This is a genomic window from Rhodothermales bacterium (assembly GCA_017643395.1).
In the GTDB taxonomy this organism is placed as follows: domain Bacteria; phylum Bacteroidota; class Rhodothermia; order Rhodothermales; family UBA10348; genus JABDJZ01.
On sequence record JAEPNP010000003.1, the window covers coordinates 449,058 to 475,763 of the forward strand.

Sequence of the window (26,706 nt, forward strand, 5' to 3'; positions counted from 1 at the left end):
GCCGCTGGAGCGCTACTGCATCAGGCGATTGAGGGTCTGGTGAGCATCTTCATTCAGGACTTCTGAGGTGCCTTGGGTCAGAAATGCGCGCAGGCCTTCGTTGGCTTTGATGGCCCGGTCAGCCCGCGCATCTGAACCCTCGACGTAGGCGCCTACACGAATCAGGTCTTCCACCTCGCGGTATGAGGCGAGCAGTGAACGGGCGTTGCTGGCGGAGGCGATTGAACCCTTGTCCGAGACCCGTGTCATTACACGACTGACGCTTTGCAGCACGTCGATCGCGGGGAAGTGATTGGCGTGCGCGAGTTTGCGCGAAAGCACGATGTGGCCGTCCAGAATGCCGCGGGCCGCATCGGCCACCGGGTCATTCATGTCGTCACCGTCCACGAGCACGGTGAAAATGCCTGTTATGCTGCCATGTGTCCCGGGACCGGCCCGTTCCAGGAGCTGGGGGAGAATGGTGAAGACGCTGGGTGTGTAGCCCCTCGTAGTCGGGGGCTCGCCGACGGCAAGGCCGATTTCCCGCTGCGCCATGGCTACCCGGGTCACCGAGTCCATCATGAGCAGCACATTCTTGCCGCGGTCCCGGAAGTACTCGGCGATGGCTGTGGCCACGAACGCGCCTTTCACGCGGCTCATGGCGGCCTGGTCACCGGTCACGGCGACCACGACGGACTTGTGAAGTCCTTCTTCACCGAGGTTGTCCACGATGAATTCCTGGACCTCGCGGGAGCGCTCGCCGATGAGGGCAATGACGTTCACGTCGGCTTCGGCCTGGCGGGCGATCATGCCCAGGAGCGTACTCTTGCCCACGCCTGATCCGGCGAAGATGCCGACACGCTGTCCGCGACCAAGCGTGGTAAACGCGTCGATGGACCGCACGCCGGTACGCATGCGCTCGGTAACCATGTGCCGCTTGAGGGCCGGAGGAGGGTCGGCGTGGACCAGCTGCGCATCCGTGGCAAGGATCGGCCCGCGATCGTCGATCGGGCGTCCGTTGCTGTCGACGATGCGACCCAGCAGGGATTCACCGACCTGCACACTCAACGGGTTCGAGCTGCGCCGCACCAGATGGCCGGCCTCGAGTCCAGCCGACCGGCCAAGCGGGAGCAGGAGGGAGGTGGCGCCCCGAAGGCCGACCACCTCTGCAGTCATGCGAGGAGTGCTGGCGGGGGCGTCGTAGATCTCACAGAGATCGCCGAGCGCGGCGTTCAGGTGTGACGCCTCGATCAGCATGCCCACGACCGAAGAAATGCGGCCGTAGGAAGCGGGCTGAACGGGTTCGGCGGCGATGCGCTCGATGCAGGAAGCGAGGTATGACATCAGGCGTTGTCCTCGTCCAGGTGGCCCAGGCGATCTCGCAGGTCCGAAAGCAATTCACGGGCCACCCGGCGCACGACCGCAGCATCCGTTCGGGCCTCCCAGTCTCCGCGGTCCAGTTTGGCGTCCGTGCGCCAGTTGAGATTCGGGTGGTTCTGGGAGAGCGGGCCGAGAATGCCGCTTTCTTCGAGCATCATGTAGTCTGCGGGATGCACGGTCACGGTCACCGATCGCGTTTCTCCGAGTCCCTCGATGGCGTCACTCAGCGCTGCGGTCGACAGGTTGCGTACCGACTCCGGTAGCGGACATTCCAGGATGGCCTCGGTCATTCGGGCCGAGAGTTCTGCCAGCAGCGGCTCGGAATTCGAGGCCATGGTCTCCCAGGCGCGGTCAAAGCCTTCTGCGATGGCGCGCAGGAAGGCCTCCCTGTCGCCACGCTCAGCTGCACCAGCAGCCTGGCCCTCGGCAAGGCCGCGCTCGTAACCGATTTGTTGGGCCTTCGCGATTTCGCCGGCCAGCCGGCGTTCGAAGTTCTTTTCGGCCGCGGCCAGCGCTTCCTGCACCTGCTCGGTTCCGGGTCGCACCGGCGCCCGGTCGACTGTCGGAGGGGCGCTCCGCTCCGTTTCAACCAGCGGAGCTGTGGTCGGGTTGACCAGGATTACGTCGCCCTGGTGGTGGAGCAAGCGGGACTTGAGAACCTTGCGGGAGGCATTGCCCCCTCCCGATGCGGTGCTTTCGCTCACGATCTCTGCGGCAGGTATTCTCGCCATGGATCAGAGAACCAGCTCGTCGGCGGATTCGCGACCGAGCGAGATCTCTTCCCGCTCCTCCATATTCTGGGCCTCTTCGATGATGCGGCGCTGTGCTTCCTCGATCTCCGAGAGCTTCACCGGTCCGAGCAACTCAAGCTCCTCGGTGATTGCCTGTGCGGCGCGCTCGGAGACGTTGCCCATGAGCTTGTTCTTGAGCTCATCCTGGGAGCCCTTCAGCGCCAGAATGAGGTCTCGCTGATCAATCTGGGAAAGCAGCTTCTGCAGGTCGCGCCCGCTGACCTTGATGAGGTCGTCGAAGGTGAACATGAGCGCCTTGATGCCGCCGGCGAGTATCGGATCGCGCTCGGAGATGCCGTCCATGATGGAGCGTTCCGTGGCACGGGCGGAGTAGTTCAGTATCTCGGCCACGAGTTCAACGCCGCCAGAGGTGCTCAACTCTGCGCCGAGAACGGAGCCGACCTGCTCTCGCAGCACGCCCTCGATCTCGTTCATCAGAGCCGGTGACGTTTTTCCCATGGTGGCGAGGCGAAAGACCACCTCTTCGCGCTGTTCGTCCGGCAGCAGTGCCACGACTTCCGCCGACTTGCGGGCGGAGACGTGGGACAGAATGAGGGCAGCCGTCTGCGGGTGCTCCGACTGCAGGAACCCGGCCAGCTGCGAGTTCTCAATTTTGTTGAGCATCTGGAAGGCCGAGCCGCCCGATGACTTCTCCATCTTGGAGAGCATGGCTTCCGCCTGCTCGTCGCCCAGCGCAGAGGCCACGGCCTGGCGCGCGAACGCCGCGCCGCCGGTGCCGATGATGCGCGTATGCTCGCCCAGGTCCAGATACTCCTGGAAGACGGCTCGCACGGTGTCGGCGGGCACGCCTTTGAGGTAGGAAATGGCGATTGAGAGTTTCTCGACCTCCTTCTCCTCCAGTTGGGCCAGGACCTGGGAGGCCGTATCGACGCCCAGAGAAACGAGGAACACGGCTGACTTGGTCAGTCCGTCCAGATGTGCTGCTTTGTCCATCACGGGGTGGGGTTACAGGGCGAGCGGATCGTTGGACAGCCATTCGCGGATGACTGCGGCTGCGTCTTCCGGTGACGCGGACACCATCATGCGAACCTGATCGAAAATGGGGTCCTCGGGCGGCTTCTCGTATTCGAGTTTGTCCGCATAGAGGTCGTCTTCCACAGCCGGGCCCAACTGGCGATGCTCGGCCACCAGTTCTGCCTCTTCCTGCGAGAGTCCGGCAGCGACAGCCTGGTCGATGGTCAGTGCACCACCACCACCTTCGGCCTCGGTCAGGGACGGATACGAGCCTGACGGCAGCGCACTGACCGGCGCGTTGCCGGGCAGCAGGTTGCCCTGGTCGTCGTAGAAGCTCGGCCGCTTCGGCGGCTCGACGGCCTGCAGTTCTTCGACCTGACGCCCCGCCTTTCGCACCAGAAGGAACGCGAGAATGAGGGCGATGAAGATCAGGCCGTAGCGGAAGTAGCTGGATAGTTTGTCCGGCCCGAACGCTCCCATGTCCTCGACCAGAAGGTTGTTTGCGTTGGATTCGAACCGGGTCTGATGGATGGCGATGCGGTCTCCTCGATCCGGCACGAAGCCGACTGCGTTCTGCACCAGGGCCTCGATCTCGGAGATCTCCTCGGCACTGTACTCCTGGAAGACGGGCTGCACCGGATCGGCATCCGGATCGGTCGGCTCGGGAATGGGCAATTGCTTCTGATTGAGAATCACCGAGATGGTTAGGTGCTCAATCGAGCCGACGCCCTTTTCGTGGGTCTCGGTCGTGCGGCTCAACTCGTAGTTGCGCACCGAGGAGTTGGCGCCGGTGGTTTCGTCCACACGTTCGTCGATCTTCTCCTCCGAGATCACCGTGGCACTCTCGGGATCGATGATTTCCCGGTTGGATACGGTGCGGGAAAAATCCAGAGCTGCCGAAATGCGCAGGATGGCGTTCCCTTCACCGAGCACCTCGTCGAGCATCGTCTGGCCCTTGGTGACGAGATTTTCCTCGACCGTGCGCTGGACCTCCAGCTGGGTAGAGGAGAGGGTCACCTGATCATCCTCGTCGCCCGGCGAGGACAGCACGTTGCCGGCGGTATCGAGCACCGTCACATCGCCCGCATCCAGGCCCTCGACAGCACCCGAAACCAGGGAGGCGATGCCGTCGACCTGTCCAAGGTCAAGCGAACTGCCCCGGCCCAGCTGCAGCACGACGGAGGCGCTGGGTAGAACCTGCGTCTCGCGGAAGGGACTTCGTTCGGGCATGACAAGGTGAACCCGAGCAGATTCGACCTGGCGCAGACTGGCAATACTCCGGGAGAGCTCTCCCTCCAGCGCGCGCTTCATGTTGAGGCGCTGCATGAAGTCCGTCATGCCGAGCGTGCCCCGGTCAAAGATCTTGTAGCCTTCAGGACCGTCGGCAATGGTGCCGTCGCTGGCCAATTGCAGCCTGAGTTCATACACCTGCTCGCGAGGGACGTACACGGAGGATCCGTTGTCGCGCAGGTCGTACTTGACTCCGCGGCCGCGCAGGTTTTCGACGACCTGGCCGGCGTCGGCCTGTGAGAGCTCGCCGAAGAGCAGGGCATAGTCGGGCTGATTGGCCCAGTAGGCCACGGATCCGAGCAGGACCACGCCGCCGACGAGCACACCGCCGATGGCGAGCCGCTGACGCATGGGAAGCCGCTGAACCAGGGCCGCGAGTTGTTGGAAGAAGCCGTTCATGGATCAGTCAGGGTGGGGATCAGACCTGCATGCGCATGAGCTCCTGGTAGGTGTCCACCAGGCGATTGCGCACTTCAGTCATGAGCTGGAACGAGAGCTGGGCGTGGTTCATGGAGATCATCACCTCGTGCAGGTCCTCCTTCTCACCCGCAACCCAGGACGTGATCTCCCCGTCGGCGTGCTTCTGCACGTTGTCGACACGGTCGATGGCGTTCTTGAGCAGGTCCCCGAACTCCGACGGATCGCTCGAGCGAAGCCCGCGCGGCTGGGGAAGTGAGAGCCCGCCTTCGCCTTGAAGGTGGTTGGAGCGCAGGCGCTGCAGCTGGGAGATTGAAATAGCCATGCTAGCCTTTCAGATCGATGAAGGACCCGAGACTGTGCTCCACCTGGGAGGCTGGTCGTGCGGGTCCGTAGAGCCGAAGCGACATGCGCTTCGTTTCGGGAAACTGGGCCTCGATCATGTGCCGCTCCTCCGGTGAGCGAGCGGCTGCCGGACTGTCTCCGGCGCGTTTGCCCGGCAACGGTGAAGGCGCATTGGGCGCGGTCGGGTCGGCACCGGGTCGTGCGGAGTCTGGTGCAGGCCGCTGGCGCCGGGTCGGAGCCATGCGGGCTTCCAGGCCGGGAGCGTACACACGCGTATGGGTGGGCTTGATCATCTACTGGGGAAGCGTCAGATGTCGAGAGTTCGTTTGATCATCTCCTTGGCCGACTGCACGGAGGAGAGGTTGGCTTCGTAGAGCCTGTTGGCCGAAACCATGCGGGCCATTTCCTCCACGACGTTGATGTCGGGGTAGTGCACGTAGCCGGCGGGATCCGCATCGGGATGGGTCGGATCGAATTCGGCGCGGGTGCGCTCGGTCTCGATGATCTCCGTTTGCGGACCGAGGTCCACTTTGTTGACCACGCGGTAGGCGTCCGATCCGGTCAGGTGCTTGCCGCTGGTGCTCTTCATCGAGCTCTGGGCCTCCGACAGCATCTGGCCGAACAGCTCGTACTGGGTGTAGTCCGTGCGATGGACTGCGCGCTTGATGGCATACGGAGTGCCGTCCGCCGTGCGCGTGGTTTCGGCGTTTGCAATGTTCTCCGTCGCTGCGGACAGCGCGATGCGCTGGGCCTCGAGACCTCGCGCAGCGGTGCGAAAGAATGAGAGTATGCGTCCTCCTGGATCCATGGTCATCTACCTCGATCAGCCGCTGCGACCGGTAATGCCCATGCGCATCAGTCCGAAGTGCTCGTGCAGGGCACGCGCGGCCAGCTGATTGCGCATTTGCGTATCGGCCATGTTCATCAGTTCATCCTCCAGAACCGGCGCTTCCTCACCCACTTCCATCTTCGGGCGCACGCCTGCCGTCTGGGACGGGTCGGAGCCGTGCAGCACCTCCTGGAGGCGATCCTCGAACGACACCGAAATCTTGCGGAAGCCGGGCGTGTCGAGGTTGGCAATGTTGCCGGAAATCGCGTCCATCCGCCGGGCATATGTTGCCAGGGCGTTGGAAAGCAGGTGAAGCTTGTCGTTGATCATTGCGCGGTCGGAGTTCGGGACGCGATCCAGAACCCAAGCTTCGTGCCATGCAACAAACCGGCCTTGCAGCCCTGCCTGCGGGCGGTGTCAGGCGACGTCGGGGGAAATTCGTTTCGGGCGCTGGAGAATCTTGCCCGGTCCCCAAAGCGAGTTTTTTGGGACTATATTGCGCTCTTCATCCCAGGCACGACCCCCTTTCCATGGATCCGAAGGCCCGAATTCTTTTCGTCGATGACGAGCAGTTGCTGCACAGTCTGTTCGAGCGGCTGTTTGCCCGCCATGGCATGACGGTGACCAGTTGCTCCAGTGCGCACCAGGCGGTGGAGCTGCTGGCCAACGAGCATTTTGATCTGGTCGTGACGGACTTCATGATGCCCGACATGGACGGCTTCGAATTGCTGGGGCACGTGCGGGAGAACTACCCGCGCACGCGGGTCATCATGATCACCGCGCATTCGAACGTGCAGCATGCGGTGCGCATGATGCAGCATGGGGCCATCGACTACATCCCCAAGCCCTTCTCGACGGCGGAACTGGTGGAGCGGGTGCAGGCATGCCTGGCACAGCCCCTGGATGTGGAGGAAGAAGAGGCCGACGGGGCCACGCCGGCCAAGGGGCGGAAATCGTCACGCAAACGCAAGGTCGGCAAGACCGCCTACATCGGCGAGGCACCCTCCATCAAGCGTATCAAAGAGGTGCTTCCGCGCATCTCTTCCAACAAGGCCCCCGTGTTCATCCAGGGAGAGAGCGGGACGGGTAAGGAGATTCTGTCGCGCACCATCCACGAGATGAGTGATCGCTCCGACAAGACCTACCTCACGCTCAATTGCGCCAACCTGCCTCGAGAGCTTGTTGAGAGCCACCTGTTCGGTCATCGCAAGGGGTCGTTCACGGGGGCCATCGATGACATGACCGGTGCCTTCGAGCGGGCTGACGGAGGCACCCTACTGCTGGACGAGATTACGGAAGTGGATCTGTCCGTGCAGGCCAAGCTGCTGCGCGTCCTTCAGGAGTCGGAGTTCCAGAAGATCGGCTCGACCGATGTCCAGAAAGTTGATGTGCGCGTTATCGCCACGAGCAACCGCAATCTAAGCACGGCCATCAGCACGGGAGTCTTCCGGGAGGACCTCTACCACCGGCTGGCCGTCTTTCCGTTAACGGTGCCGCCACTCCGCGAACGTCTGGCGGACGTGCCGCTGCTGGCAGATCACTTCGTCAAGAAGTACTGCGCCCTGTACGATCAGGAAAAGAAGTCTCTTTCCAGACAGCTCATGGAGCGGTTCCGATCCTACAACTGGCCGGGCAATGTGCGCGAACTGGAAAACCTGGTTCAGCGCGGCGTGCTGCTCTCAGCGGAGCGCGACGTGATCGAGATCGAGGATGTCTTCGACGACTTCTTTACGGACGCTGACCCTGCGAGGGCAGAGGAGGGCGGCAGCGCCGGTCCCAAGGCGGAGACGATCGACGACATGGAGCGCTACATGATTCTTCAGGCGCTGGAGGACACCGGCAACAACCAGCAGCAGGCCGCGCAGAAGCTCGGTATCTCGGCTCGCACCATCAGGAACAAGCTGAAACGCTACCGGGAAGAGGGCCTGCTGGAAGAGTAGGGGATCAGCTGGACTTCTTTCCGCTCTGCAGGGCGTCAGCCATGGCGTCCGCCACCTTGGCAATCGTCTCCGGCTGGCTGTAGTAGCCGTTCTGAATCTTCGACTGGATTTCGGCGCGGCGCGCATCGTCCAGAGTATCCAGATTTCGCATCGCTGCACGGGCGGCCGTCAGTTCCGGAGATTCCCGAACCGCGGACTGGAGATCGATGGCGTCTGAAGTGCCCTGAGCGCCGGCCTGCTGGCCTGCCCGGGCGGCATCGCGTGCCTGACGGGCCTCCTGGGATTCTTCGGTGCGGCCCTGATTTGCGGCGGCAGTCGAAGCGGAGTTGATGCGCTGGATGTCCATGTCGGATACCGGAAGAAGGGGGAAGTCGTTACTAGCCGTGCAGGCTTTTGTTCAGCCTTCCCATGGGCACACCCTGGCGCTGCGCATAGCTGCGATTCGCCGTACGGAAGCGGGAAACCGCACTGATGGCGGCACCAAGACCTACGCGAGTCGTGCGCATGGCTTCAACCATGCGTTCGCCCTGGGCGTCCAGCGCGTCGCGGTCGGCCTGGGTCAACCCGTCGGCCTCAAGGTCGGCGGCCAACCGGCGAACCAGCTTGCCGCGGCGCTCCAGCAGTCCCGAGAACACCTCTACATCGCCGTCGTCGAGCGCCGCCAACATGGCGTCGCCGAGTTCGAGGATGGTGTGAACGGAGGGGTGATGCATGGATGGGAAGAGAGTTCTCTTCTCAAGCATCAAGGAGCGTGCCAGTCCCGTTTTGGACTCGCGGAGGCGGCAGTGACTGCCTCCTGTGACCGGAAATCGCGGTCAGGTCCTAGAAGAACCCGGTGGAGAAGGACCCGAGGAACTGCTGCTGTCCCTGGAAGAGGGAAATGGCTTCCTGGATCTTGGCGTATTGCTGCCGCAGCTGGTTTTCCCGGCGAGCCATCTTGTCGTCGAAGTCTTCCAGCTGATTGTTGATTCGCGTGATGCTCGTGTCCAGCACATCGACCCTGTTGTCGAAGATGCCATCGGCCCCGAGGTAGCCGGAGATACGCGTGTCAATGCGGGTGGCGATGCCGTCCGCACCGGTGAAGAGCGCCTTGAACGCGGCCGGATCGGCTTCGAGGGCTTCCTCGAACTCATCGTTGTCGGTAATTGAAAGGGTGCCGTCTTCGGAGATTTCGATACCGATTTCAGCGATGGACTGAATCTGTCCGCTGGACTGTGACGTGACCGCAGCGGCTATGTCATTGCGCAGGTTGAACCGAAGGCTGCGCAGGGTGGGGTCGCCGGCGAACACGCCGCGGACCCCGAGGTCCCCATCGACCAACGTCGCGCCCGACAGTTGGGTGACGATGGTGTTGTACTTCTGAATGAAGTCGTCAATCTGATTCCTGACGCCTTCGGTATCCGGGCCCACTGTAAAGTCGAGCGAGGTGGACTGTACCTCTTTGAGGTTCAGCGTCACATCGTCAAGCGCATCGGTGACCTGGTTACTCGACCGGTAAATGGTCAGACCGTCCAGCACAAACTTGGAGTTCAGCTCTGAATTCGACTCGCTTGAGCCGATGTCGGTCACGTACCCACCACCCGTGCCGCTGGAAACGGCGGCGTTCGTGATATCGAGTTGCGCCAACAGCCCGTTGGCGGAATCGGTGAACTGGAGGCGGTTCGCGTACCCGGTTTGCCCGGACCGAAGGGTAAGCCGCGCCGTGTCGGACGTCTCACTGACCACCGATGCGAGTGCTTTCTCGTCATCGTCGATGGTCTCAGCGGAGTTCGCCGCGTTCATCGCGTCGTTGATGGCGACCGAAATCTCCTGAAGGATGTCCTCGTCGGTGGATCCCGTCGGGTTCACGGTGACCGAGATGTCTTCGCGATTGTTCTCGTCGGCGTCCGTGGGCGCTGCCACCGAAATCGTGAAGGACTGCGAGCCGTTGGTATCGAAGAAGGAGCGCAGGGAGGTGCCCGCGCTGGTGTACTGCTGGCTCAGCCGGGTGTCGGTGCTCGCGAGACGCTGCACCTGCATGGTGTGGCTGCCACTGGCTGCGCCTGAGCCCGCGCCGGCGGTGAAGTAGGTTTCGTCCGAGAGCGATGCGGCTCGTCCGTCGAGTGGACTGGAAAGCACATCGGTGAAGCTCTCCATCAACGAGTGGAGACTCGAGACGGCGCTGTCGAGGTCACCGAGAATGTCGGACTGGCGCTCGGCCGTTTTCAGCCGCTGCTCGATGTCTCCTCGCGGCTGGCTCTCAATGCGTACGATCTGCTGCAGGAGCTGCTCGTACGGGTTATTGGCCATCAGGGCCCGGTTGATCGAACTCAGCATTCAGTCAGGCTGCGCGTGCGGATCCTACAACGGCCGACTTCCAGGCATCCCGGAGACCCCCGAGAATTTCTGCCACCGGTTCCAGATCGCCGTTTGCCGAGTGATCCATGCAGAATGCGTAGATCGAATACAGCCGGCCTGCGATTTCGCCCCCTTTCTCCATATTGAGAGAGGCGATGAGTTCGCGAAGCACGGCTCGCAGCTTGTATCGGTCACCCCTGTGGCAGGAGGCGATTCCGAGGTCGTAGAGTTTTACGACCAGCTGCTCCGGAGTAGCAGACATGATGGCCTGCTTCTGGTAGCTATCGAACCGGCTTTTTGGACTTGGCATCTGGGGGCAGACGGAATGTCAGGCTTGATGGCGGTCAAGAGCCGTGCCGTAGTGGTTCTGCGCGGCGGCGGGCTCGGCGGGCTCGATCCAGATTCGTTTCGGGGAAAACATTACCCGAGACCAACCGAATTTTGCCGCAGATCCGCAGGCTCTCCCGATTCGTATCGACCCGACTGTGCTGCCCTAAAGGGCCGGATCAGAACTTTGCAGAGAAGCTGGAGCCCGGGCTGAAGCCGCCGGTGAGGTCCTGGGGAGCAATGGACCTGTTGGCGGCTTCCGCGGGGGAGGCCCACATCTCGATGCGCAGCGGCCTGAAGTGGGCAACGGAAATACGAGGCCTGAGCGGTGTATCGGCTCGCAACTGAAGGCCCTTAAGCATGGTCGGCTTCATTTCCCGATCAGAAGCTTCCGGAGAACCGGGTACCTGAGCGGGCAGGGCCCGTGGAAAAGGCTTCGTTCGACCCAGGAATGGTTGCTCCGGGCAGCGGACCGGTCTGTCCGATGGGGAAAGCGGCCATGAGCGTACCCATCCCTGCGGGACCGTGACTCGGTGCACCCGCCTTTGCTGATTCGGTCGACAGGCGACCCGGTGTCGAAGGGGAGGCGGTCTGCCGCGCGCGGTCACCCAGCGAGGCCAGCCCATCGCGTGGAGCGTCCGCGGTCACCCGAACCATTTCACCGTTCCTCATGGTTGCCTCGCCGACATAGTAGCTGACGTCCCTGGCGGAGCTTGCAGCCGGGGGGGTGTACTTCGGCGCGGCAGGTCTGGCGCTGGAGGTGCGACTGCTCGACGTGCGCGCTCTCCGCGTTCGCACGACGGTCGGAATCACCCGCTCCTCGGCTTCCTCAGGGGCCGGCCCGCTGGATCGGGATTCCGGGGCCTCGCCAGTTTCGGGCGCGGCCGATCCGGGATCTGAAATGCGGGACTCGCCCTTGGTCTCGCGTGCCGGCGCGCCCGCGGTCTGATCGTCGGTCTCTCGTGCCGGCGCGCCAATGGTCTGATCGTCGGTCTCGCGTGCCGGCGCCCCCGCTGTCCGCGACGGCGCACCGGCTTTGGTTGCCTGACCATACCTCACGCCGGAATACCGCTGCAGTTCGGCGTCCCGCTTTTCCAGCAGGCGTGCTTCGGCCATGGCCCGGTCCTGCCTCTCGCTGCCGGTTCTCCTGGAGGCGTGTCGGCGCTCGACTTCGGCGGCCCGGTTTTCGGCTTCCACACGGTTTCGATACTTCCTCCGGGCCGCAAGCCGCTCCGCGGCGTCCTCCCCGCGTACCCGTCCTTGCTCGCGGCCGTCGCGCTCCGCGATTTCGCCCGCGCGGCGAGTCCGCCAGCCTTTCCTCGCGCGGCTCCGCACGCCTTCCCGAGCGTCGGCGGCTTCGTTGCGCTGGTCACGTGCAGAGCCCCAACGGTCGGCGGCTTCGTTGCGCTGGCCACGGGCAGAGCCCGAACGGTCGGCTGCCTCGTTGCGCCGGCCACGGGCAGAGCCCGAGCGGTCGGAGACTTCGTCACGTCGGCCACGTGCAGAGCTCGAGCGGCCGGCTCCCTGGTGTTCGGCTTTGTTGTGGCTGCGCGACTCCGAGGAACGCAGGCGCGACGCCTTCTCGCTCGCCGGCTGCTGCGGTGCGGCCTGTGCGGATTGGGCCTTTCGTGACTTGAGCCGTCCTTTGGCCGAAATCTGGACGGAATCGCGGTTCGAGTCGGATTTTCTTGAGCGAGCCGGATGGGCGACACCGCGTTTTGCGGATACGGAGGCGTGCGCCCCTGCGGACCGGAGCGAGTGGCCGCCGAGGGAGAAGACAGGCATGACTGGTAGAAGGCGATGAGTGCTGCATGGAGACTCAAGCCAAACCGGCATTTATGGGGGTCCTGCCTCAGGTTTGACCTGAGAAGGAGGGTGCGTGCCCCTTGAGTTGGGGCTCTACCAGCACGCTGCGCCAGCGGGGGATCGGCTGCGGGGGATGGGAAGAAGCTTCCGGGGGAGGACGCTCTTTCGGGCAGCGCGAAGTGGGCGCGAACGGGTTATCGGCCGGCAGGCAAAGCGATTTAAGCCCGGGAGACCACTTTTTTCAGAACTGGCCTTTTTGGCATGTTTCCGGCATGGGAGGGAGGTGCACAAAAGACCTTGCTAGCCCCAAATGGCAAATCCAGCCCGCATACATCCGCTTCCAGGCACCGGCGACTCCGGTCAGGACAAGGGGGAATGGATGCATGATTTGACGCCCACTCTCTCGGACGAGGCCATGTTCAATCAGGACGGCATCGAACCGCTTCAGGTGTGGAGCGCAGAACAGGACAAGAAACGCCCCACTTCAGGGCTCCGACTCGTCGACAAGGACGAGCTCCAGGAAAAACAGAATTCGGAAGGCTAGGCCTCCGGAGGTCGTCGATGAGCTCCTCTCGCAAACTGAAGCGCAAGGGCGGCAAACACACGCTGTCCCTGTGCATGATCGTCAAGAATGAAGCCGACGGGCTCGAGAAATGCCTGAGCACGGCACGGCCTCACGTAGATGAGATAGTAGTCGTGGACACGGGCTCTACCGACGGCACGCCCGACATCGCCCGGCGATACGCAGATGTGTACGAGGAAATAGAGTGGCCGGACTCGTTCGCCGTGGCCCGAAACCACAGCCTGGATCTTGCCACGGGCGAGTTCATCATGATTCTCGACGGGGACGAATTCCTTCCTGACCCGCTGCACTGGCGCCGCATACGCAAATCGCTCGCTGCCAACGTCGCCTGCGTTCGCATGACCGTGCGCAACCTGCTTGCCGATGATCAACTCATCGCCGCAGACCGGATGCGTCAGCTGCGCATCTTCCGCAATGCGCCGGAGGTCCGGTATGAAGGGCGGGTCCACAACCAGATTCAGGCCGGGGTCATCGCCTACGCGAATCGCACCGGCCATGGTCTCGTAGAATTGGACGCGGAGATCATCCACACGGGCTACGCACACAGCGAGTCCCGGATGAAGGAGAAATACGCCACCCGCATGCACCTGCTCGAGCACGAGTTTGAGAATGCCCGCGACGCCCAGCACCGGGCGTACTACGGCTACCAGCTGGGTGTCGTGCACTATGTCATGCAGGAGTGGGACAAGGTGCTCGACCTGTACGGCGCTCTGGATTACGACGAGATGGAGAAGGGGAACGCCTTCTATACGCACCTTCTGGCCAGTCAGGCCGCACTGGCGGCCGGCCTCCCGGCCCGATCCCTCGTGCACTGCAACGCCATGTTCAATCTGGACAAAGACGAGCCGGTGGCGTATCAGATCACCGGCATCGCTCTGCTCGCGGGGCACCAGTTCTCAGACGGTCTGCTCATGCTCCTGGAGGCGCTGTCCATGAGTGCTGAGGGCAGCCGTGCCCGCTTCATGCTCAATCCTGCCGTGCTCATGCGCAAACTCTCGCGCTTGTGTCGCTCGGCCGGACTGACGCGACACGCCGAGGCCTTCGAGCGACTGGAGAGGGCAGAAGAGTTCGATGCCGAACAGGCCAAAGAGGTTATACAGTCCCTCAAACTAGGCCTGGTCCAGGGTCAGCGCGCCGTGGCCTGAACAAGGTCCTCAGGCGCGCAAAAAAAGGCCTGAAACCAGAAAAGGCCCCCCTTTGCAGGGAGGCCTTTCCGGTGCGGGCGGACCGCCATTCCGCCCACAAACCCACGGGATTCGTGCCAGAACCGTTCCGTGTGGGTATTCAGATCTGAGTGCTCTAGAAGAGACTCAAGACGGACTGCGGGGCCGAGTTGGCCTGGGCGACGGCAGCAGTACCCGTCTGCTGCAGGATCTGCAGCTTTACGATTTCCATCTGCTCCTTGGCGAAGTCGGCATCCTGGATGCGGCTACGCGCAGCTTCGTTGTTGTTGATGGCGATGCCCAGGGCGTCCTGCTTGAAGGTCAGACGCTTCTGGTTGTCACCGATCGAACCAAGCTTGGTTGAGATGGTGGTGATTGCCGAATCGATGGAGCTCAACAGACCCGTGGCGTTTGCGGCCGAGGTCACGTTGATGTCACCGGTGGCGACCGCCAGCTGTGCAACCGACAGCGTTCCAACCGAGACGGAGAACGAGTCTGCAGTCTCAGCACCAACCTGGAAACTGAACGAAGTCGAGGTGAACAGCGAGGTGTTGTTGAACTTCGAATCCGTGAGGATGTCCGTGATCTCGTTGGAGAGCGCATCGAGCTGGTTGTCGATGTAGGAGCGCTCCGTTGAGCTCATGGTGTCGTTCGCCGCCTGCACGGTTTTCTCCTTCATGGTCTGAAGGATCTCCATCACCGTGTTGAGGCTGCCTTCTGCGATTGTGAGCAGAGACTTGGCGTCGCCAACGTTCGAAAGCGCCTGAGCCTGGCCGCGAACTTTTGCGTTCAGTTTCGTAGCGATCGAGTAGCCGGCTGAGTCATCCTCAGCAGCGTTGATCCGGCTGCCGGTGGCAAGGCGCAGCTGACGCATTCCGAGCTCGTTGTTCGAGTTCTGAAGCGTGCGCAGCGATTCCATCGACTGCAGGTTCGTCGAGATTCGGGTAAGGTCTCCGAAAGCCATTGTAGTTCCCTCCTTGGGATTGAAGACAAGTGCCTTAAGGGGAAGGCCATGAGATCGTCTGGGGTCGGCGTGCTGATGCCCGGGCTATAAGCGTAGTCACTTGGTTACCGAGGGCGCTGCCAGAAAGGCGTCCGCAGTGGGCTTCGCTTTTTAAGGCGGGTGCCCGTGCGACAGGTTGCCGGCCTGTCTTATCTCATCTTGTCATTCTTTCTCTTTGTTTAGTTAATCCGGCCCCCCGTAAAGGGCCTTCCTTTGCCTTATTGCAGGAGCTGCAGGATGGACTGCGGGGCCTGGTTGGCCTGCGCCACCGCTGCTGTACCGGTCTGCTGCAGGATCTGCAGCTTTACGATGTGCATCTGCTCTTTGGCGAAGTCCGCGTCAATAATCCGGCTGCGGGCAGCCTCGTTATTGTTGATGGCAACGTTCAGGGCCTCCTGTTTGAAGGTGAGGCGTTTCTGACTGTCGCCGATCTGACCCATCTTGTTGGAAATCGTCGTGATGGCCGAGTCGATGCTGCTCAGCAGGCCGGTAGCATTGGCCGCTGAAGTCACATTGATGTCACCAGTCGCGACGGACAGCTGGGCTACAGAAAGCGTCCCGATCGAGACCGAGAAGGTGTCTGATGCTTCTGCCTCGACGTGGAAGCTGAAACTTGAGCTCGTGAAGAGCGAGGCCGAGTTGAACTTCGTGTCCGTGAGGATGTCCGTGATTTCCGCCGAGAGGGCGTCAAGCTGGTTGTCGATGTACGAGCGCTCCGTGGAGCTCATCGTATCGTTGGCGGCCTGGACAGTCTTCTCCTTCATGGTCATGAGAATCTCCATGACGGAGGAGAGGCTGCCCTCGGCGATGGTCAGCAGGCTCTTGGCGTCGCCTACGTTGGCGAGAGCTTGTGCCTGACCACGCACCTTGGCGCCGATCTTGTTTGCAATGGAATAACCTGCCGAGTCATCCTCGGCCCGGTTGATCTTGCTGCCGGTGGCGAGTCGGAGCTGGCGGGTCCCGAGCTCAGAGTTGTTGAGCTGCATGGCCCGCAGAGCCTCAAGACTCTGCAAGTTTGTATTGATGCGGGAGAGGTCTCCGAAAGCACCCATGGTTCTAAGCGGTTTTGTTTGAACGGTCTGGCATGACGGTTACAGTGAGAGTTATCGGAGCACTTTGGGCACGCTTAAGACCTGGAGCGCAAAAAAAAGCGCCCCGCAAAACGGGGCGCCTGAGGCTAAAAACGCAGAAAACCCCGACGACCAGGGGTCGGCGGGGCTTCGGCTGAAACGGTTTGCAGGTATCAGGCGGCGGGTCGGAATCCTCGCGGTGAGCCACTCTTGCTGCTCATCATCTGATGCACATATCGCTGCAGGTTGTCGCGCGCCTCCATGACATTGGCAATCAACTCCTCTGGCTCTCCGGCTCGGGCAGGGTAGCGACCCACCAGACGGTCCCATACCTCAAGAGTCGCACACTGCCCCCAGTCAACGGGGTCATGGAACGCAAATCCGAACGCTCGGGCGGACGCATCGGCCGCTTCAAGAATGTCGGCCAGGGGCCCTTCTATTTTTCCCTTGAGCACCCGACGCATTTCGCCCGTGAAGTCCATCTCGTCGGCCACATGGCGTGCCGCCTCGGCACTCGAGCACCCGAACACGGAAGCCTCTGCGGCAAGCCAGGCATCGGGAGATCGGTTTGCCTCTTCCTCGTAGAATCGGATCGCGTCTTCGGGATAGCTGTACACCAGGACGATGCGTCCGAAGTCCTGCAGGAGTCCGGCGGTGAAGGCGGTGCGAGCGTTTGCGGACGGATCGAGCCGGCTCCAAAGCCACTGGCCCATCCATCCCGTAGCGACGGCGTGTCGCATCAGCCGAGTGTAGAGTTCGCCGGCGGGGCCGGTCATCGCCGATTCCAGGCGCATCACGTTCATCCCCGTGACAAGAGCGGCCACCGCACCGGGCCCGATGAGTCGCACGGCGCGATCCACGTCGGTTACCTCTCGTGAGAAGGCGTAGTAGGCCGAGTTCACCACTCGAAGAAGGCGAACCGCGACCAGAGGGTCGTTCTCAGCCATGCGCACGACCCGTGCGTGGTCTGCAGATTCTGCGTTCTCCATGATGCGCATCGCCTCAAACATGGTATGCGGCATCGGCGGCACATTCAGGTCCAGATGACCAAGTGTGCGTTTGTGGTTGCGCTCGTTGGATATGTTGCCCAGGCGACTCACGTCAATACCTCAGATTATGCCGCCGTGCGCAGTGCGCCCGGGGCCGTCAAACGGCGAGCTTCCTCAAGCTGCCCCTCCTTGATGCAGAGCGCCACGAGGCGGCGACGAAGCAGTTCGGACTCAGGCTCACGACCGAAGGCATCCTGATAGAGGGGGAGGGCCTGCGAAGTCCATCCGCCCTGCACCAGCGTCTGCAGCATCTCGTCGGCCTGTGCGACGCCGCGGCGCGGAATCAGCAGAGCCGCAGCCCGTGCAGCCTCGTCCGGCTGGTTGCGGTAGAGTGCCAGGCGGAACGAGTCCTCCTGAATCTCATCCGGCATGGACGTCAGCCCGTCGGGGTAGGCCTCTGCAATGTGTTCGGCAACCGAGTCCCACTGGCCGGTTAGCCAACTGAGCGATGCCTTGCTGAGAGCGATCTCCCTGGAATCGATGGCCACGTCCCAGACGGCGGGATCGTCAATTTCGGCGAGCGCACCGATGCGCTCGTAGGTCTCCTCATAGTGGCGACGCGAGGCAAGCACGGAAATCTGAATACGATGGGCCGCAACCTGGTACGGGAACAGGTCGAGGGCTTTCCGGGAGGTTTCCCAGGCATCCTCCGTGGAACCCATTTCGAGTTTGGCCGCAGCCAGTCCGACCAGCAGGCCGGCTTTCTCTTCCGCCGAGAACAGGCGCTGCTCGGAGAGGGCGGCCAACGCGTTGCGCATGGCGGCGTCCGATGCTCCGGCGGCAAGTGCCGTCCACACCGGTCGAATGGAGTTCGGCAGTTCCGGGTTGTCCGAGAACGTGATGCCGGGGATACGATAGGAGGCCAGATAGGCCTCATACCTGTTGGTCTGGATCTTACGTAGCATGGCTATTTACCTCGACTAGCGCAGGTAGTTGAGAATGGAGTATTCGTAGACGGACGCCAGCGCGCGCATGGCGGCCTGAATTCCGGTCTGGTTTTTCTGGATCTCGGTGACGGTTTCTGCGAGGTCGGCGTCTTCGATACCCGAGCGCTGCTCGACCACCCGAAGCTTGATTTCAGAGGCCTGTTCGCGCAGGTGATGCAGGCGCTCTCCCGCCGTGCCAGCCTCGGCGGCCAGCTTGATCATGTGGTCCCGAGCGGTCGTGACGTCGGCAATTGCTGATTCGATGGCGGTCGAGTCGTCGGCATCCAGTGCGTCGCGCAGCGCGCCGAGCGCCTCCGTGATGGCGACCCCACCGGATCCGGTCATGCGGGCGCCGGCTATCCCGACGCTCATGCGCATTTCGATGCCCACCGTGCGCTCCTGACTGGCCGCGTTGCCGTAGTAAGAGACGCCGGCCCCGTCGGAGCCTGCGGCGTTGTCGAGGACGAAGGGTTTCTGGGTCGTATTCGTGCCCGCGAATATGTAGCCGTCGGCGGTGCGCGTATTGAGCCGCTCGACGACCTCTTCCAGGATGTGGCCCACGCGATCGGCCACCATTTCACGTCCGTCGGCACCCAGGGTCGCGTTGGCACCACGGATCCCCTCCTCGTAGGCACTGGTGACCAGGTTTACGATGTCGTCGAGGGTGTCCTGGGTCGAGTTGGTCCAACTTGTCGCCGAGTCGACCGAGCGCAGAATCTGGTCGTACTGGCGCTCAAAGGAATCGAGCCGGCGCGCGATGCCGAACCCCGTGGGGTCGTCGCTGGACCGCCGGATCTTCTGACCGGTGGCCAACTCTTCATTCAGGCGGGCATGCTCTGCATTCCTGGCACGGAGATTCCGCTGAAGGGTGTCCCTGCTCAGGTTGATCTGTCGCCCGGTCTTGTAGATCTGTTGAAATGACATATCAGATAGACAAGAGGATTTCGAACATGCGGTCCGTGGTGGATAGCACGCGAGCCGAGGCCGCGTACGCCTGCTGAAGCTTGATCAGGCCGACCATCTCATCGTCGATGTTGACCTTGCGAACGCCATCTGCAAGCGCGTCCAGGCCGGATACACTGGCCTCCGCCCCGGTGGCGCGAGCACGGGCTGCGGCCACGCCCGATCCGATCTCGGACACGATATCAACCGCGTAGTCGCTCAGATTCTGGCTGTTGCCACTCATCACCAGTGCGTAGCGGAGGTCATGGATGGCAAGGGCGTTTGAATTGTCTCCCTGCGCCGCACTGTCGCCTGAGGCGGCGATGTTGATCGGGTCGGCGACATCGGCGGACAGGGCGATGGTGCCGGCAGCCAGGCCTGTCGGATCAAAGAAATCGCGCCCGTTGGTGCCGTCGATTCCGTAGCCTGCCTGGTGGAGGGTGTTGACTTCGGTGACCAGCGTGTCGGTCAACGCGTTGAGCTTGTCCCTGGTATTGTTGATGTCGTCGTAGACCGGACCCAGTAGTGCGCCGATCTCTCCAGTGTCCAGACCGGACGGAAAGCCAATGCTTGGTTCGCCGATGGTCACCTGGGGCGAGCTCCCTGTGAGGTCGGCCGAAAGGAGCATCGTATTGGCCTGCGTGACCACCTGCAGTCCGCGGATGTACACGGAGGTACTCCCGTCTATTTGCTCCTCAAAGCGTGCCGGTACCATCTCCGAGAGGCGCTGCAGCGCAATGTCCCTGCGATCCATCGCTGCGAAATCGCTATGCCCGCCGTATTGGGCGTGTGCAATCTGGGCGTTCAGGCTGCCGATAAGGCTGATGAGGTTGTTGGCCTCCGTCACCTTCTCTTCGATGGCAAGGTTCGTTTCTCTTCTGATGCGATCGACACCGGTATCGATGGCGTTGAGGCGACTCACAAGTGCCTCGGCACGTCCCTTGAGGGAATGTCTCACCCCGACATCGGTCGGGTGATCGGCAAGGTCAGACCAGGCATTCCAGAACTGGTCGACGCTCTCCTGAAGGGACGCATCTCCGGTGGGAAAGAGTGCCTCCACAGATCGCATCACCCGCTCCTGCTCGTCTGCGTAGTGCAGCGTGCCGCGGGCTTCCCATCGCGCGTGATCCAACATCGAGTCGCGCATGCGGTCAAACGACGCAATGCCGACACCGGCACCGACCAGTCCGGCCTTGCCCTGATAGGAACCGCCCCGGTAGACCTCGAGCGAAGTAAGGTCGAGTCTCCGGCGACTGTATCCTTCCGTCTCGGCATTGGCCACGTTCTGGCCGGCCACGTTCATGGCCGCATCCAGGGCGCGGAAGCTCTGACGGGAAATATCGAGGAGGAGACCCAGACTCATTAACCCCTCCGGTCGAGCATACGACGGTGGTTGCGTGGCGTATTCGTCGTGCCACGCGCGGTGTAGACCGTGCCCACCTGGGGCTGCATGAGTCCATGCAGCATGATGATCAGCTCGTGGTTGACGCCGCCGGCACTGCGCAGGGCGAACTCAGCGGCGGCAACGAGCTGGCCGGAGTCCCGCGCGATGTCACGGGTAGCCTGCCTGGCCGCGCTCAGGTTCGCCGCCGCCTCGGCGGCTTCCGGAACCCGATGCAGAATCAGGAGCGCGTCATCAATGGAATCGCCCTCAATGCTGGCTACCCGGAAAAACAGCTCCAGTTGCCGGCGATGGGCGACCTGCCGCTCCGCGGCGACGTGCACATAGTCCTGAAGGTTGTCTGCGGCCGCTGCGAGCCGATCAAACTGGCTGCTGCGAATCGCATCCAGCAGCGCCGTCAGCGCATCCTTTACACCGGCGAGCGCGATCACCCCTTCACCGAGGGAAGTGGCCATGCGGTCGGCGAGCAGGCTGAGTTTTGCGTTGGGTGCGCTCATTGTCCGGGGCGGTTGTCGGTGAATTTGAGAGTCCGTTTGCGCAAGGAGAGGAATTCGTCCAGGGACTGGCCGGCACCGGGCTTCAGGGCCAGCATTTTCTGGATGGCCAGGCCGGTATCTCCGGGGCCTGAAACCGGCAGACCCTCGAGTCCGGGGATCCTGTCGATCGACATTCCGGTGGCTTCCCACTTCTCAAGCAGCATGTCGGCGATGCCCATGGTGCCGGACTCCACCAGATGCCGAGTGAGCACATCGGTGAGCGCGTCACCCTGAGCCTCACCCTGGGCCTTCACCCAGCCGGCTCCCTGTTCTCCTGCCAGCGAGCCGCCAAACAGGTCCTTGGTCATCTCGCGCACGAACTCACGCACGAGTACCTCTTCAAACTGCCGGGCAGCCTCCTCCGGGTTGCGGGGCTTCGGCTGGTCGGGCGCGGCCTGCGGGCTGATATGAGTCCCTAAGATCCGCATTTACAGAATGTGCAGTTCACCCAGCAAAGCGCCGGCGCGATCGATGGCCTGGAAAATCGCTATGACATCGCGGGCGGTCAGCCCGAGCTCATTGAGTGCGGCGGCGAGCTGATTGACGTCCGTATTGGGCTGCAGCACCACCGAGTGCGTGCCTTCCTGATCGATCTGGGCCGCACCGGCCGCGCCGGCAACCGTTTCGCCCTGCGAGAAGGCGCCGGGCTGCGACACAAAGGGATCGGCCTGCGTGGCAATCACGATGCTGCCGTAGGTCACCATTACCTCGGAGACCCGCACGTTGCCTCCGGCCACGATGGTTCCGGTGCGCTCGTTGATGACGACGCGCGCAGGAATGTCGACCTCGACCTGCACGCCCTCCAGATTGGCAAGCAGAAGGGCAGAGGAGGTGATCTCCTGCGGGCGCGTGACCCGTACCAGCCCGGCGTGCTCGACGACGGCTGCGTCGGGGTAGGTTGTATTGATCGCATCCGCGATCCGGACCGCGTTGGTGAAGTCCGGCCGTTTCAGGACGAGGCCCAGGCCGGCTGCGTCCAGATTGACCGGCGAGGCGGACTGGACGACGGCCCCGTTCGGAATGCGCCCCGTATTGGTATGATTGACCTGCACAGAGGAGCCCAACGAGGACGCCAGTATCGAGCCCGTCGACACAGGTCCCTGCGCCGTGGCGTAGCGCTCACCTGACTCGGGATCCAGGAGCGGCGTCATGAGCAGCATGCCGCCCGATAACGATCGGGCGTCTCCGAGCGAGGACACGGTCACGTCGATCGTGCTGCCGATTCCATTGAAGGGGTCGAGCACCGCGGTGACCATGACGGCGGCCGTATTGCGCGAGTTGATGACCTCCGGATCAACCGGAATGCCCAGTCGCTCCAGCATGTTGGCGATGGACTGGGTGGTGTATGGGCTGCCGCGACGTCCGCGTACACGGTCCCCGGTGCGATCCAGGCCCGTGATCAGCCCGTAGCCGATCAACTGTCGTGGGGCAGCGCCCTCCAGCATCACCAGGTCCTTCAGGCGGGAACTGCCGTCCTGGGCGATGGCCGGGGCGGCGACCAGGGTGATGAGCGCTATGGCGAAGAAGCGTTTCAAGGTGGTGGGGGGCTACTGTGAGGCGCCCAGCGCGACAGCCGCGCCGAGCAGGGCAATGGCACCAAATCGCGCGATCTTTCCGGGCTTGAACAGCCCCCTGGTCAGGCCGCCCTGACGTTTGTACTCGATCTGCGCATTGGCAATGTTGTAGGAGAGCACCGAGTTGTTGGTGCGGATGTCTACCGGCCGCACGAACCCGGTCACCTTCATGACGTGGGTTTCGCCGTTCACATTCAGCGAGCGAGAGCCCTCGAGCATCAGATTGCCCGATTGGTCACGTTCCACAATCGTCGCGGTCATTGTGCCCGTCAGCAGATCGCGCTGAACCGAGCTGTTCCGGGATTGCGCGTCCTTGGAAAAGCGGGCATCCATCCCGAACCGACCGCTGATATTGCTCGCACCGGCGACGCCACTGGAAGCATCGACGCCGTTGGAGGCTGCGTTCTGCCATTTAGAAGCGCGCTGGGCAGACGTTTTCTCCACCAGCACGATGGTGATGATGTCTCCCGCGTTGCGGGCACGGAAGTCGGAGTACAGCGACTGCGCCGACAGGGGAGCCGCCGACAGAAGCAACACGGCGATCAGGGAAAAGCGGGACATGGCAGGCATGGGTTACAGGGTTTCGATCCACTCCGCACGCCCGGGAGCCGTCAGCCGGGCCCGGTACACGGTGTCGGAGTCGTCAGCGTAGACGCGGATGGTGTCGCCGACACGGCCCCGATCTCGGGCGCGACAGGCAAGCTCCAGGACAAAAGCGCCGCGGCGATAGGTCATGCGCACGGGGTCCCCGGTGTCTGCGGCGGGTCGGGGACCGATGTCGTTCCGGCGCAGCGCGCGGTCGGGACGAATGGCGGTTCGGGCGATGAGCTCCTGCCCATCGTAGGCCGCCAGCGCGGTTCGGGTGAGCGGCTCGCCAGAGAATCGCGTCACGTCCATCCAGACGAAGCGCAAGAGCTCTGCCTGAACCATGTCGCCCGAAAAAGCCGACTCCGGATAGATGGCCACGGAATCGAAGTGGGCCACGTGCAAGAGAGCACTGCCCACGCGCGATCCGTCCACCGAAACGGGTACCTGCACACGCCCGCGAGGCACGAGAGGCCGCTCCGGCAGAGAGACCGAGACGGTGCCTGTCGCGTCGCTTCCCGCGAACCGTACCACTGCCACCTGGATGCGGCTGGATACGTCCGGGATGCGGGCGGCAATGGCGTACAGCATGGCGGTCTCCACCTGATCGGAGGAGACCTGCGCAGCTGCCGGGGCAGCGGTCAGAAGCAGTATGAGCGCGAGCCGGGACACCTACGATTTCAGTTGATTGGCGATCTGGAGCATCTGCTCCGAGGTGGTGACCATCTTGGAATTGATCTCGTAGGCGCGCTGCGCCGTGATCAGGTTGACCATCTCCTGCACCACATCCACGTTGGAGGCTTCGAGGTAGCCCTGCATGATGGTGCCGAGCCCGTCCTGACCCGGCGTGCCGATGAAGGGCTCGCCACTGGTGTCGGTCTGCTCGTATAGGTTGCCTCCGATCGGGTTCAGTCCGGCCGGATTGGTAAAGCGCGCCAGTTCGATCTGTCCGAGCTCGAATCCGTTGGGTTCGTTCTGCAGCCGGACAAAGACCTGTCCGTCCTGGGCGATGCGCAGTTCGGCCACCTCCGGCGGAACCTGAATTTCCGGCTCGAGCACCAGGCCCGACTGCGTGACGATGAGCCCGTCCGCATTCATGGTGAGCGTGCCGTCACGTGTGTAGGCAATGCTGCCGTCCGGCCGCTTGACCTGCAGGAAGCCGTCGCCGTTCATGGCGAGGTCCAGCGCGTTGCCGGTGTCGTTCAGGCTGCCCTGCACGAAACTCTTGACCGACGCGATGGCGGCGGCACCCTGGCCGATCTGCAGCGAAGAGGTCGACGCCGGGTCGACACCTTCCTCGATGCCCGCCGATTGCACGTTCTCATAGAGCAGATCCTGGAAGACCAGGTTGGTCCGCTTGAAACCGGTTGTATTGGCGTTGGCCAGGTTGTTCGCAATGTTGTCTACGCCTTGCTGCTGGGCACTCATGCCGAGAGCGGCGGTGTACAGGGCGCGAAGCATGGTTTCTCTGGGTTGGTGGCGGGTGGTTTAGAAGCGGCCGAGTTGCCGGATGGACTGGGAGAGGTTTTCGTCGGTAGAGCGGAGCATGCGCTGCTGCATTTCGAAAACCCGAAGATGTTTGATCATTCCTGTCATGGCCTCGAGCGGCTCGGCATTCGAGAGTTCGACATAGCCCTGTCGCAGGCTGACTTCGGCCTCAACAGGCTCGGTCTCTTCGGTCACCTTGAATTCGGAGCCGGACATGCGCTCGAGCACGGTGAGATCTTCGAACGTGACGACAGAGACCCGACCTACCTGCTGCCCATCGACGGCAATGGTGCCGTCTGATTTTACCTCGACGTCTCCGGCGTCCATCGGGATCTGGATCGGCCCGTCTTCACCTTCGACCTGCAGGCCGGTGGGAGAACGCAACATGCCGTCGGCATCGAGTGAGAATCGGCCGGCACGGGTATAGCGGTTCTGGCCCCCTTCTGCGTCCGACAGCACGAAAAAGCCTTCGCCGTCGATGGCCAAATCAAAACGGTTGCCGGTGTGCTCCATGCGGCCGCCGCTGAAGTCGACGTACTCGTGGATGGCACGGTTGGAGTGCGGTCCGCCATCAGAGTCGATGTGCTCGTTGAGCACTTCCACGAAAGCGCGATTCCGCTTGAACCCGATGGTGCCGGCATTGGCCAGGTTGTTTGCGGTCCGCTCCTGGGCCCGCGACATGGCGGTCATGGAGGCGACAGAGTTGCGAAGTCGAAGAAGCATGGCGGGGCTTTGATGTCCGTGCATGCGACTTCGCAAACCGCTTGCCAAGCACCGCACCGGCTAGCAGGGCTCGTATAGGCGCTTCAGGAAGGGATTTCCGGGCACCTTTTTCCAAGCCAAAGGCACATTTTCCGCGGGTTTGCCGGCCGTTCGGCGGGCCGGACCCGGCCAATTCGGGGCCTTTCGGGCACGTCGGCAATTGGCACAGCCCGTGCATGGTGCGGGAGGGTGACGGGAAAACCCCATCACTGACGCCCCCTGGTGGGGCACCTTCCAAACCACTCCCAGGACACCATGAACGAGGTCATCCGAACAGCAGTCATCGGCGCCGGCGCTATGGGGCGCCATCACGCCCGTGTCTACCGGGAGATGGACGAAACGGACCTGGTCGGAGTCTTCGACGTCGACGTCTACCAGGCGGCGGCCGTCGCCACGGCCCAGGGTGTTCGCGCCTTCGGCTCCATTGAGGAACTGCTCAGTTCCGGGGTCGATGCCGTCAGCATCGCCGTACCGACATCACGCCACGCAGAGGTGGCCATCCGCGCCATGGAGGCGGGAATTCACGTGCTCGTGGAGAAGCCCATCGCGGGCTCCCTGCGCGATGCGACCGATATGATGGACGCCGCGCGCATCAATGACCGGCTGCTCATGGTCGGACACATCGAGCGCTTCAATCCGGCCATCCGCACACTGAGTACCAAGGTCGAGGCGGACGAAATCCTGGCCATCAATGTGATGAGGGTGGGTCCCCGACCTCCTCGCATCAAGGATGCAGGGGTCATCATCGACCTTGCCGTGCACGACATCGACCTCGCGTTCTTCCTGACGGGACGGCCGACCGATGAGGTATTTGCTGTGACCTCCGCCATGCCGCTGGAGCACGAGGACTGTGCTTCCATGCTGCTGCGCCTTTCCGGGGGCATTGCCGTCCAGCTGACGGCCAACTGGGTGACCCCCTACAAGTCCCGTGAGGTGCAGGTGGTCACACAGGACCGCCTGTATCGCGCAGACCTGATCAACAAGACCGTGCAGGCCTTCTCCCGCAACGCCCTTGGCGGCGGGTATTCCGTGGAGGACCTGCCCGTACTCGTCGAAGAGCCGCTCAAGGCGGAGCTGAAAGCATTCACGCATGCCGTGCGCTTCGGTCTCCCCGCCCCCGTGTCGGCCCGAGACGGCATTCGAGCTCTGGAGGTGGCCGTTCGGGCCACCGGATTCAAACACACGCGCCTGCAGCGCGCCGCCTGAT

31 protein-coding genes are annotated in these 26,706 nt (G+C 62.7%); 4 read left to right on the forward strand and 27 right to left on the reverse strand.

Annotated elements, in window-relative coordinates; all coding sequences use genetic code 11:
* Positions 1-12 precede the first annotated feature (12 nt).
* The 8 genes from JJ896_12455 to JJ896_12490 are packed head-to-tail and all read right to left on the reverse strand — an operon-like array spanning position 13 to position 6,336.
* Positions 13-1,323, reverse strand: coding sequence for a FliI/YscN family ATPase (locus JJ896_12455; GenBank protein ID MBO6780457.1), 1,311 nt, complete (start codon positions 1,321-1,323; stop codon positions 13-15).
* Positions 1,323-2,090 carry a hypothetical protein gene (locus JJ896_12460; protein MBO6780458.1) on the reverse strand — a complete coding sequence of 256 codons (768 nt, stop codon included), beginning with the start codon at positions 2,088-2,090 and terminating at the stop codon, positions 1,323-1,325. The genes JJ896_12455 and JJ896_12460 overlap by 1 nt, the downstream gene beginning before the upstream one ends.
* Before the next feature lie 3 nt (positions 2,091-2,093).
* Positions 2,094-3,104 (reverse strand): flagellar motor switch protein FliG, encoded by a 1,011-nt coding sequence (fliG, locus tag JJ896_12465; GenBank protein MBO6780459.1) that lies wholly within the window; start codon positions 3,102-3,104, stop codon positions 2,094-2,096.
* Positions 3,105-3,116: 12 nt separating this feature from the next.
* Entirely contained in the window at positions 3,117-4,814 is a 1,698-nt protein-coding gene (fliF, locus tag JJ896_12470; protein ID MBO6780460.1) for a flagellar M-ring protein FliF, read from the reverse strand.
* A 19-nt stretch (positions 4,815-4,833) separates the two neighbouring features.
* Positions 4,834-5,157 carry a flagellar hook-basal body complex protein FliE gene (gene fliE, locus JJ896_12475; GenBank protein ID MBO6780461.1) on the reverse strand — a complete coding sequence of 108 codons (324 nt, stop codon included), beginning with the start codon at positions 5,155-5,157 and terminating at the stop codon, positions 4,834-4,836.
* Between the two features lies 1 nt (position 5,158).
* Complete coding sequence (locus tag JJ896_12480; protein ID MBO6780462.1) at positions 5,159-5,470, reverse strand: hypothetical protein; 312 nt, start codon at positions 5,468-5,470, stop codon at positions 5,159-5,161.
* A 14-nt stretch (positions 5,471-5,484) separates the two neighbouring features.
* Positions 5,485-5,991: a flagellar basal body rod protein FlgC gene (gene flgC, locus JJ896_12485; protein ID MBO6780463.1), complete on the reverse strand. Its 507-nt coding sequence runs from the start codon at positions 5,989-5,991 to the stop codon at positions 5,485-5,487.
* A 9-nt stretch (positions 5,992-6,000) separates the two neighbouring features.
* Positions 6,001-6,336 (reverse strand): hypothetical protein, encoded by a 336-nt coding sequence (locus JJ896_12490; GenBank protein MBO6780464.1) that lies wholly within the window; start codon positions 6,334-6,336, stop codon positions 6,001-6,003.
* A gap of 200 nt (positions 6,337-6,536) precedes the next feature.
* Here JJ896_12490 and JJ896_12495 point away from each other — a divergent pair, with 200 nt between their 5' ends.
* Positions 6,537-7,946, forward strand: a complete 1,410-nt coding sequence (locus JJ896_12495) for a sigma-54-dependent Fis family transcriptional regulator (GenBank protein MBO6780465.1) — start codon at positions 6,537-6,539, stop codon at positions 7,944-7,946.
* Between the two features lie 4 nt (positions 7,947-7,950).
* Here JJ896_12495 and JJ896_12500 read toward each other — a convergent pair whose 3' ends face one another.
* The 6 genes from JJ896_12500 to JJ896_12525 form a co-directional block, all read right to left on the reverse strand.
* Positions 7,951-8,292 (reverse strand): hypothetical protein, encoded by a 342-nt coding sequence (locus tag JJ896_12500; protein ID MBO6780466.1) that lies wholly within the window; start codon positions 8,290-8,292, stop codon positions 7,951-7,953.
* Positions 8,293-8,323: 31 nt separating this feature from the next.
* Entirely contained in the window at positions 8,324-8,659 is a 336-nt protein-coding gene (locus JJ896_12505) for a hypothetical protein (protein MBO6780467.1), read from the reverse strand.
* A gap of 109 nt (positions 8,660-8,768) precedes the next feature.
* On the reverse strand, positions 8,769-10,262 hold the full coding sequence (fliD, locus tag JJ896_12510; GenBank protein MBO6780468.1) for a flagellar filament capping protein FliD: 1,494 nt from the start codon (positions 10,260-10,262) through the stop codon (positions 8,769-8,771).
* Positions 10,263-10,266: 4 nt separating this feature from the next.
* Positions 10,267-10,593: a flagellar protein FliS gene (locus JJ896_12515; GenBank protein ID MBO6780469.1), complete on the reverse strand. Its 327-nt coding sequence runs from the start codon at positions 10,591-10,593 to the stop codon at positions 10,267-10,269.
* A 196-nt stretch (positions 10,594-10,789) separates the two neighbouring features.
* Positions 10,790-10,984, reverse strand: coding sequence for a hypothetical protein (locus JJ896_12520; protein MBO6780470.1), 195 nt, complete (start codon positions 10,982-10,984; stop codon positions 10,790-10,792).
* Between the two features lie 7 nt (positions 10,985-10,991).
* Positions 10,992-12,395 (reverse strand): hypothetical protein, encoded by a 1,404-nt coding sequence (locus tag JJ896_12525; protein ID MBO6780471.1) that lies wholly within the window; start codon positions 12,393-12,395, stop codon positions 10,992-10,994.
* A 331-nt stretch (positions 12,396-12,726) separates the two neighbouring features.
* Between JJ896_12525 and JJ896_12530 the strand changes: the two genes are divergently transcribed.
* Both JJ896_12530 and JJ896_12535 read left to right on the forward strand, forming a co-directional pair.
* Positions 12,727-12,960 (forward strand): hypothetical protein, encoded by a 234-nt coding sequence (locus JJ896_12530; GenBank protein ID MBO6780472.1) that lies wholly within the window; start codon positions 12,727-12,729, stop codon positions 12,958-12,960.
* A 17-nt stretch (positions 12,961-12,977) separates the two neighbouring features.
* Positions 12,978-14,144: a glycosyltransferase family 2 protein gene (locus tag JJ896_12535; protein MBO6780473.1), complete on the forward strand. Its 1,167-nt coding sequence runs from the start codon at positions 12,978-12,980 to the stop codon at positions 14,142-14,144.
* Positions 14,145-14,298: 154 nt separating this feature from the next.
* On the opposite strand, the gene JJ896_12540 is transcribed toward JJ896_12535, so the two are convergent.
* The 13 genes from JJ896_12540 to flgF all read right to left on the reverse strand — a co-directional run bounded on the left by JJ896_12540 (position 14,299) and on the right by flgF (position 25,460).
* Positions 14,299-15,126 (reverse strand): flagellin, encoded by an 828-nt coding sequence (locus JJ896_12540; GenBank protein MBO6780474.1) that lies wholly within the window; start codon positions 15,124-15,126, stop codon positions 14,299-14,301.
* A gap of 257 nt (positions 15,127-15,383) precedes the next feature.
* Positions 15,384-16,217: a flagellin gene (locus tag JJ896_12545; protein ID MBO6780475.1), complete on the reverse strand. Its 834-nt coding sequence runs from the start codon at positions 16,215-16,217 to the stop codon at positions 15,384-15,386.
* Positions 16,218-16,408: 191 nt separating this feature from the next.
* Positions 16,409-17,335, reverse strand: a complete 927-nt coding sequence (locus tag JJ896_12550; protein ID MBO6780476.1) for an HDOD domain-containing protein — start codon at positions 17,333-17,335, stop codon at positions 16,409-16,411.
* Between the two features lie 14 nt (positions 17,336-17,349).
* Complete coding sequence (locus tag JJ896_12555) at positions 17,350-18,189, reverse strand: hypothetical protein (protein ID MBO6780477.1); 840 nt, start codon at positions 18,187-18,189, stop codon at positions 17,350-17,352.
* Positions 18,190-18,204: 15 nt separating this feature from the next.
* Positions 18,205-19,134, reverse strand: a complete 930-nt coding sequence (locus JJ896_12560; protein MBO6780478.1) for a hypothetical protein — start codon at positions 19,132-19,134, stop codon at positions 18,205-18,207.
* 1 nt (position 19,135) lies between these two features.
* Positions 19,136-20,515, reverse strand: coding sequence for a flagellar hook-associated protein FlgK (gene flgK, locus JJ896_12565; GenBank protein ID MBO6780479.1), 1,380 nt, complete (start codon positions 20,513-20,515; stop codon positions 19,136-19,138).
* A complete protein-coding gene (locus JJ896_12570; GenBank protein MBO6780480.1) occupies positions 20,515-21,051 on the reverse strand; it encodes a hypothetical protein in 537 nt (178 codons plus the stop codon). Before JJ896_12570 ends, flgK begins: the two co-directional genes overlap by 1 nt.
* Positions 21,048-21,518, reverse strand: coding sequence for a hypothetical protein (locus tag JJ896_12575; GenBank protein MBO6780481.1), 471 nt, complete (start codon positions 21,516-21,518; stop codon positions 21,048-21,050). Before JJ896_12575 ends, JJ896_12570 begins: the two co-directional genes overlap by 4 nt.
* Positions 21,519-22,625 (reverse strand): flagellar basal body P-ring protein FlgI, encoded by a 1,107-nt coding sequence (locus tag JJ896_12580; protein ID MBO6780482.1) that lies wholly within the window; start codon positions 22,623-22,625, stop codon positions 21,519-21,521. It abuts the gene before it with no gap.
* 12 nt (positions 22,626-22,637) lie between these two features.
* Positions 22,638-23,225, reverse strand: a complete 588-nt coding sequence (locus JJ896_12585; protein ID MBO6780483.1) for a flagellar basal body L-ring protein FlgH — start codon at positions 23,223-23,225, stop codon at positions 22,638-22,640.
* 12 nt (positions 23,226-23,237) lie between these two features.
* A complete protein-coding gene (gene flgA / locus JJ896_12590) occupies positions 23,238-23,921 on the reverse strand; it encodes a flagellar basal body P-ring formation protein FlgA (GenBank protein MBO6780484.1) in 684 nt (227 codons plus the stop codon).
* Complete coding sequence (gene flgG / locus JJ896_12595) at positions 23,922-24,710, reverse strand: flagellar basal-body rod protein FlgG (GenBank protein MBO6780485.1); 789 nt, start codon at positions 24,708-24,710, stop codon at positions 23,922-23,924.
* 27 nt (positions 24,711-24,737) lie between these two features.
* Positions 24,738-25,460: a flagellar basal-body rod protein FlgF gene (flgF, locus tag JJ896_12600; GenBank protein ID MBO6780486.1), complete on the reverse strand. Its 723-nt coding sequence runs from the start codon at positions 25,458-25,460 to the stop codon at positions 24,738-24,740.
* Between the two features lie 294 nt (positions 25,461-25,754).
* Between flgF and JJ896_12605 the strand changes: the two genes are divergently transcribed.
* Positions 25,755-26,705, forward strand: coding sequence for a Gfo/Idh/MocA family oxidoreductase (locus JJ896_12605; GenBank protein MBO6780487.1), 951 nt, complete (start codon positions 25,755-25,757; stop codon positions 26,703-26,705).
* Position 26,706: the final 1 nt, after the last annotated feature.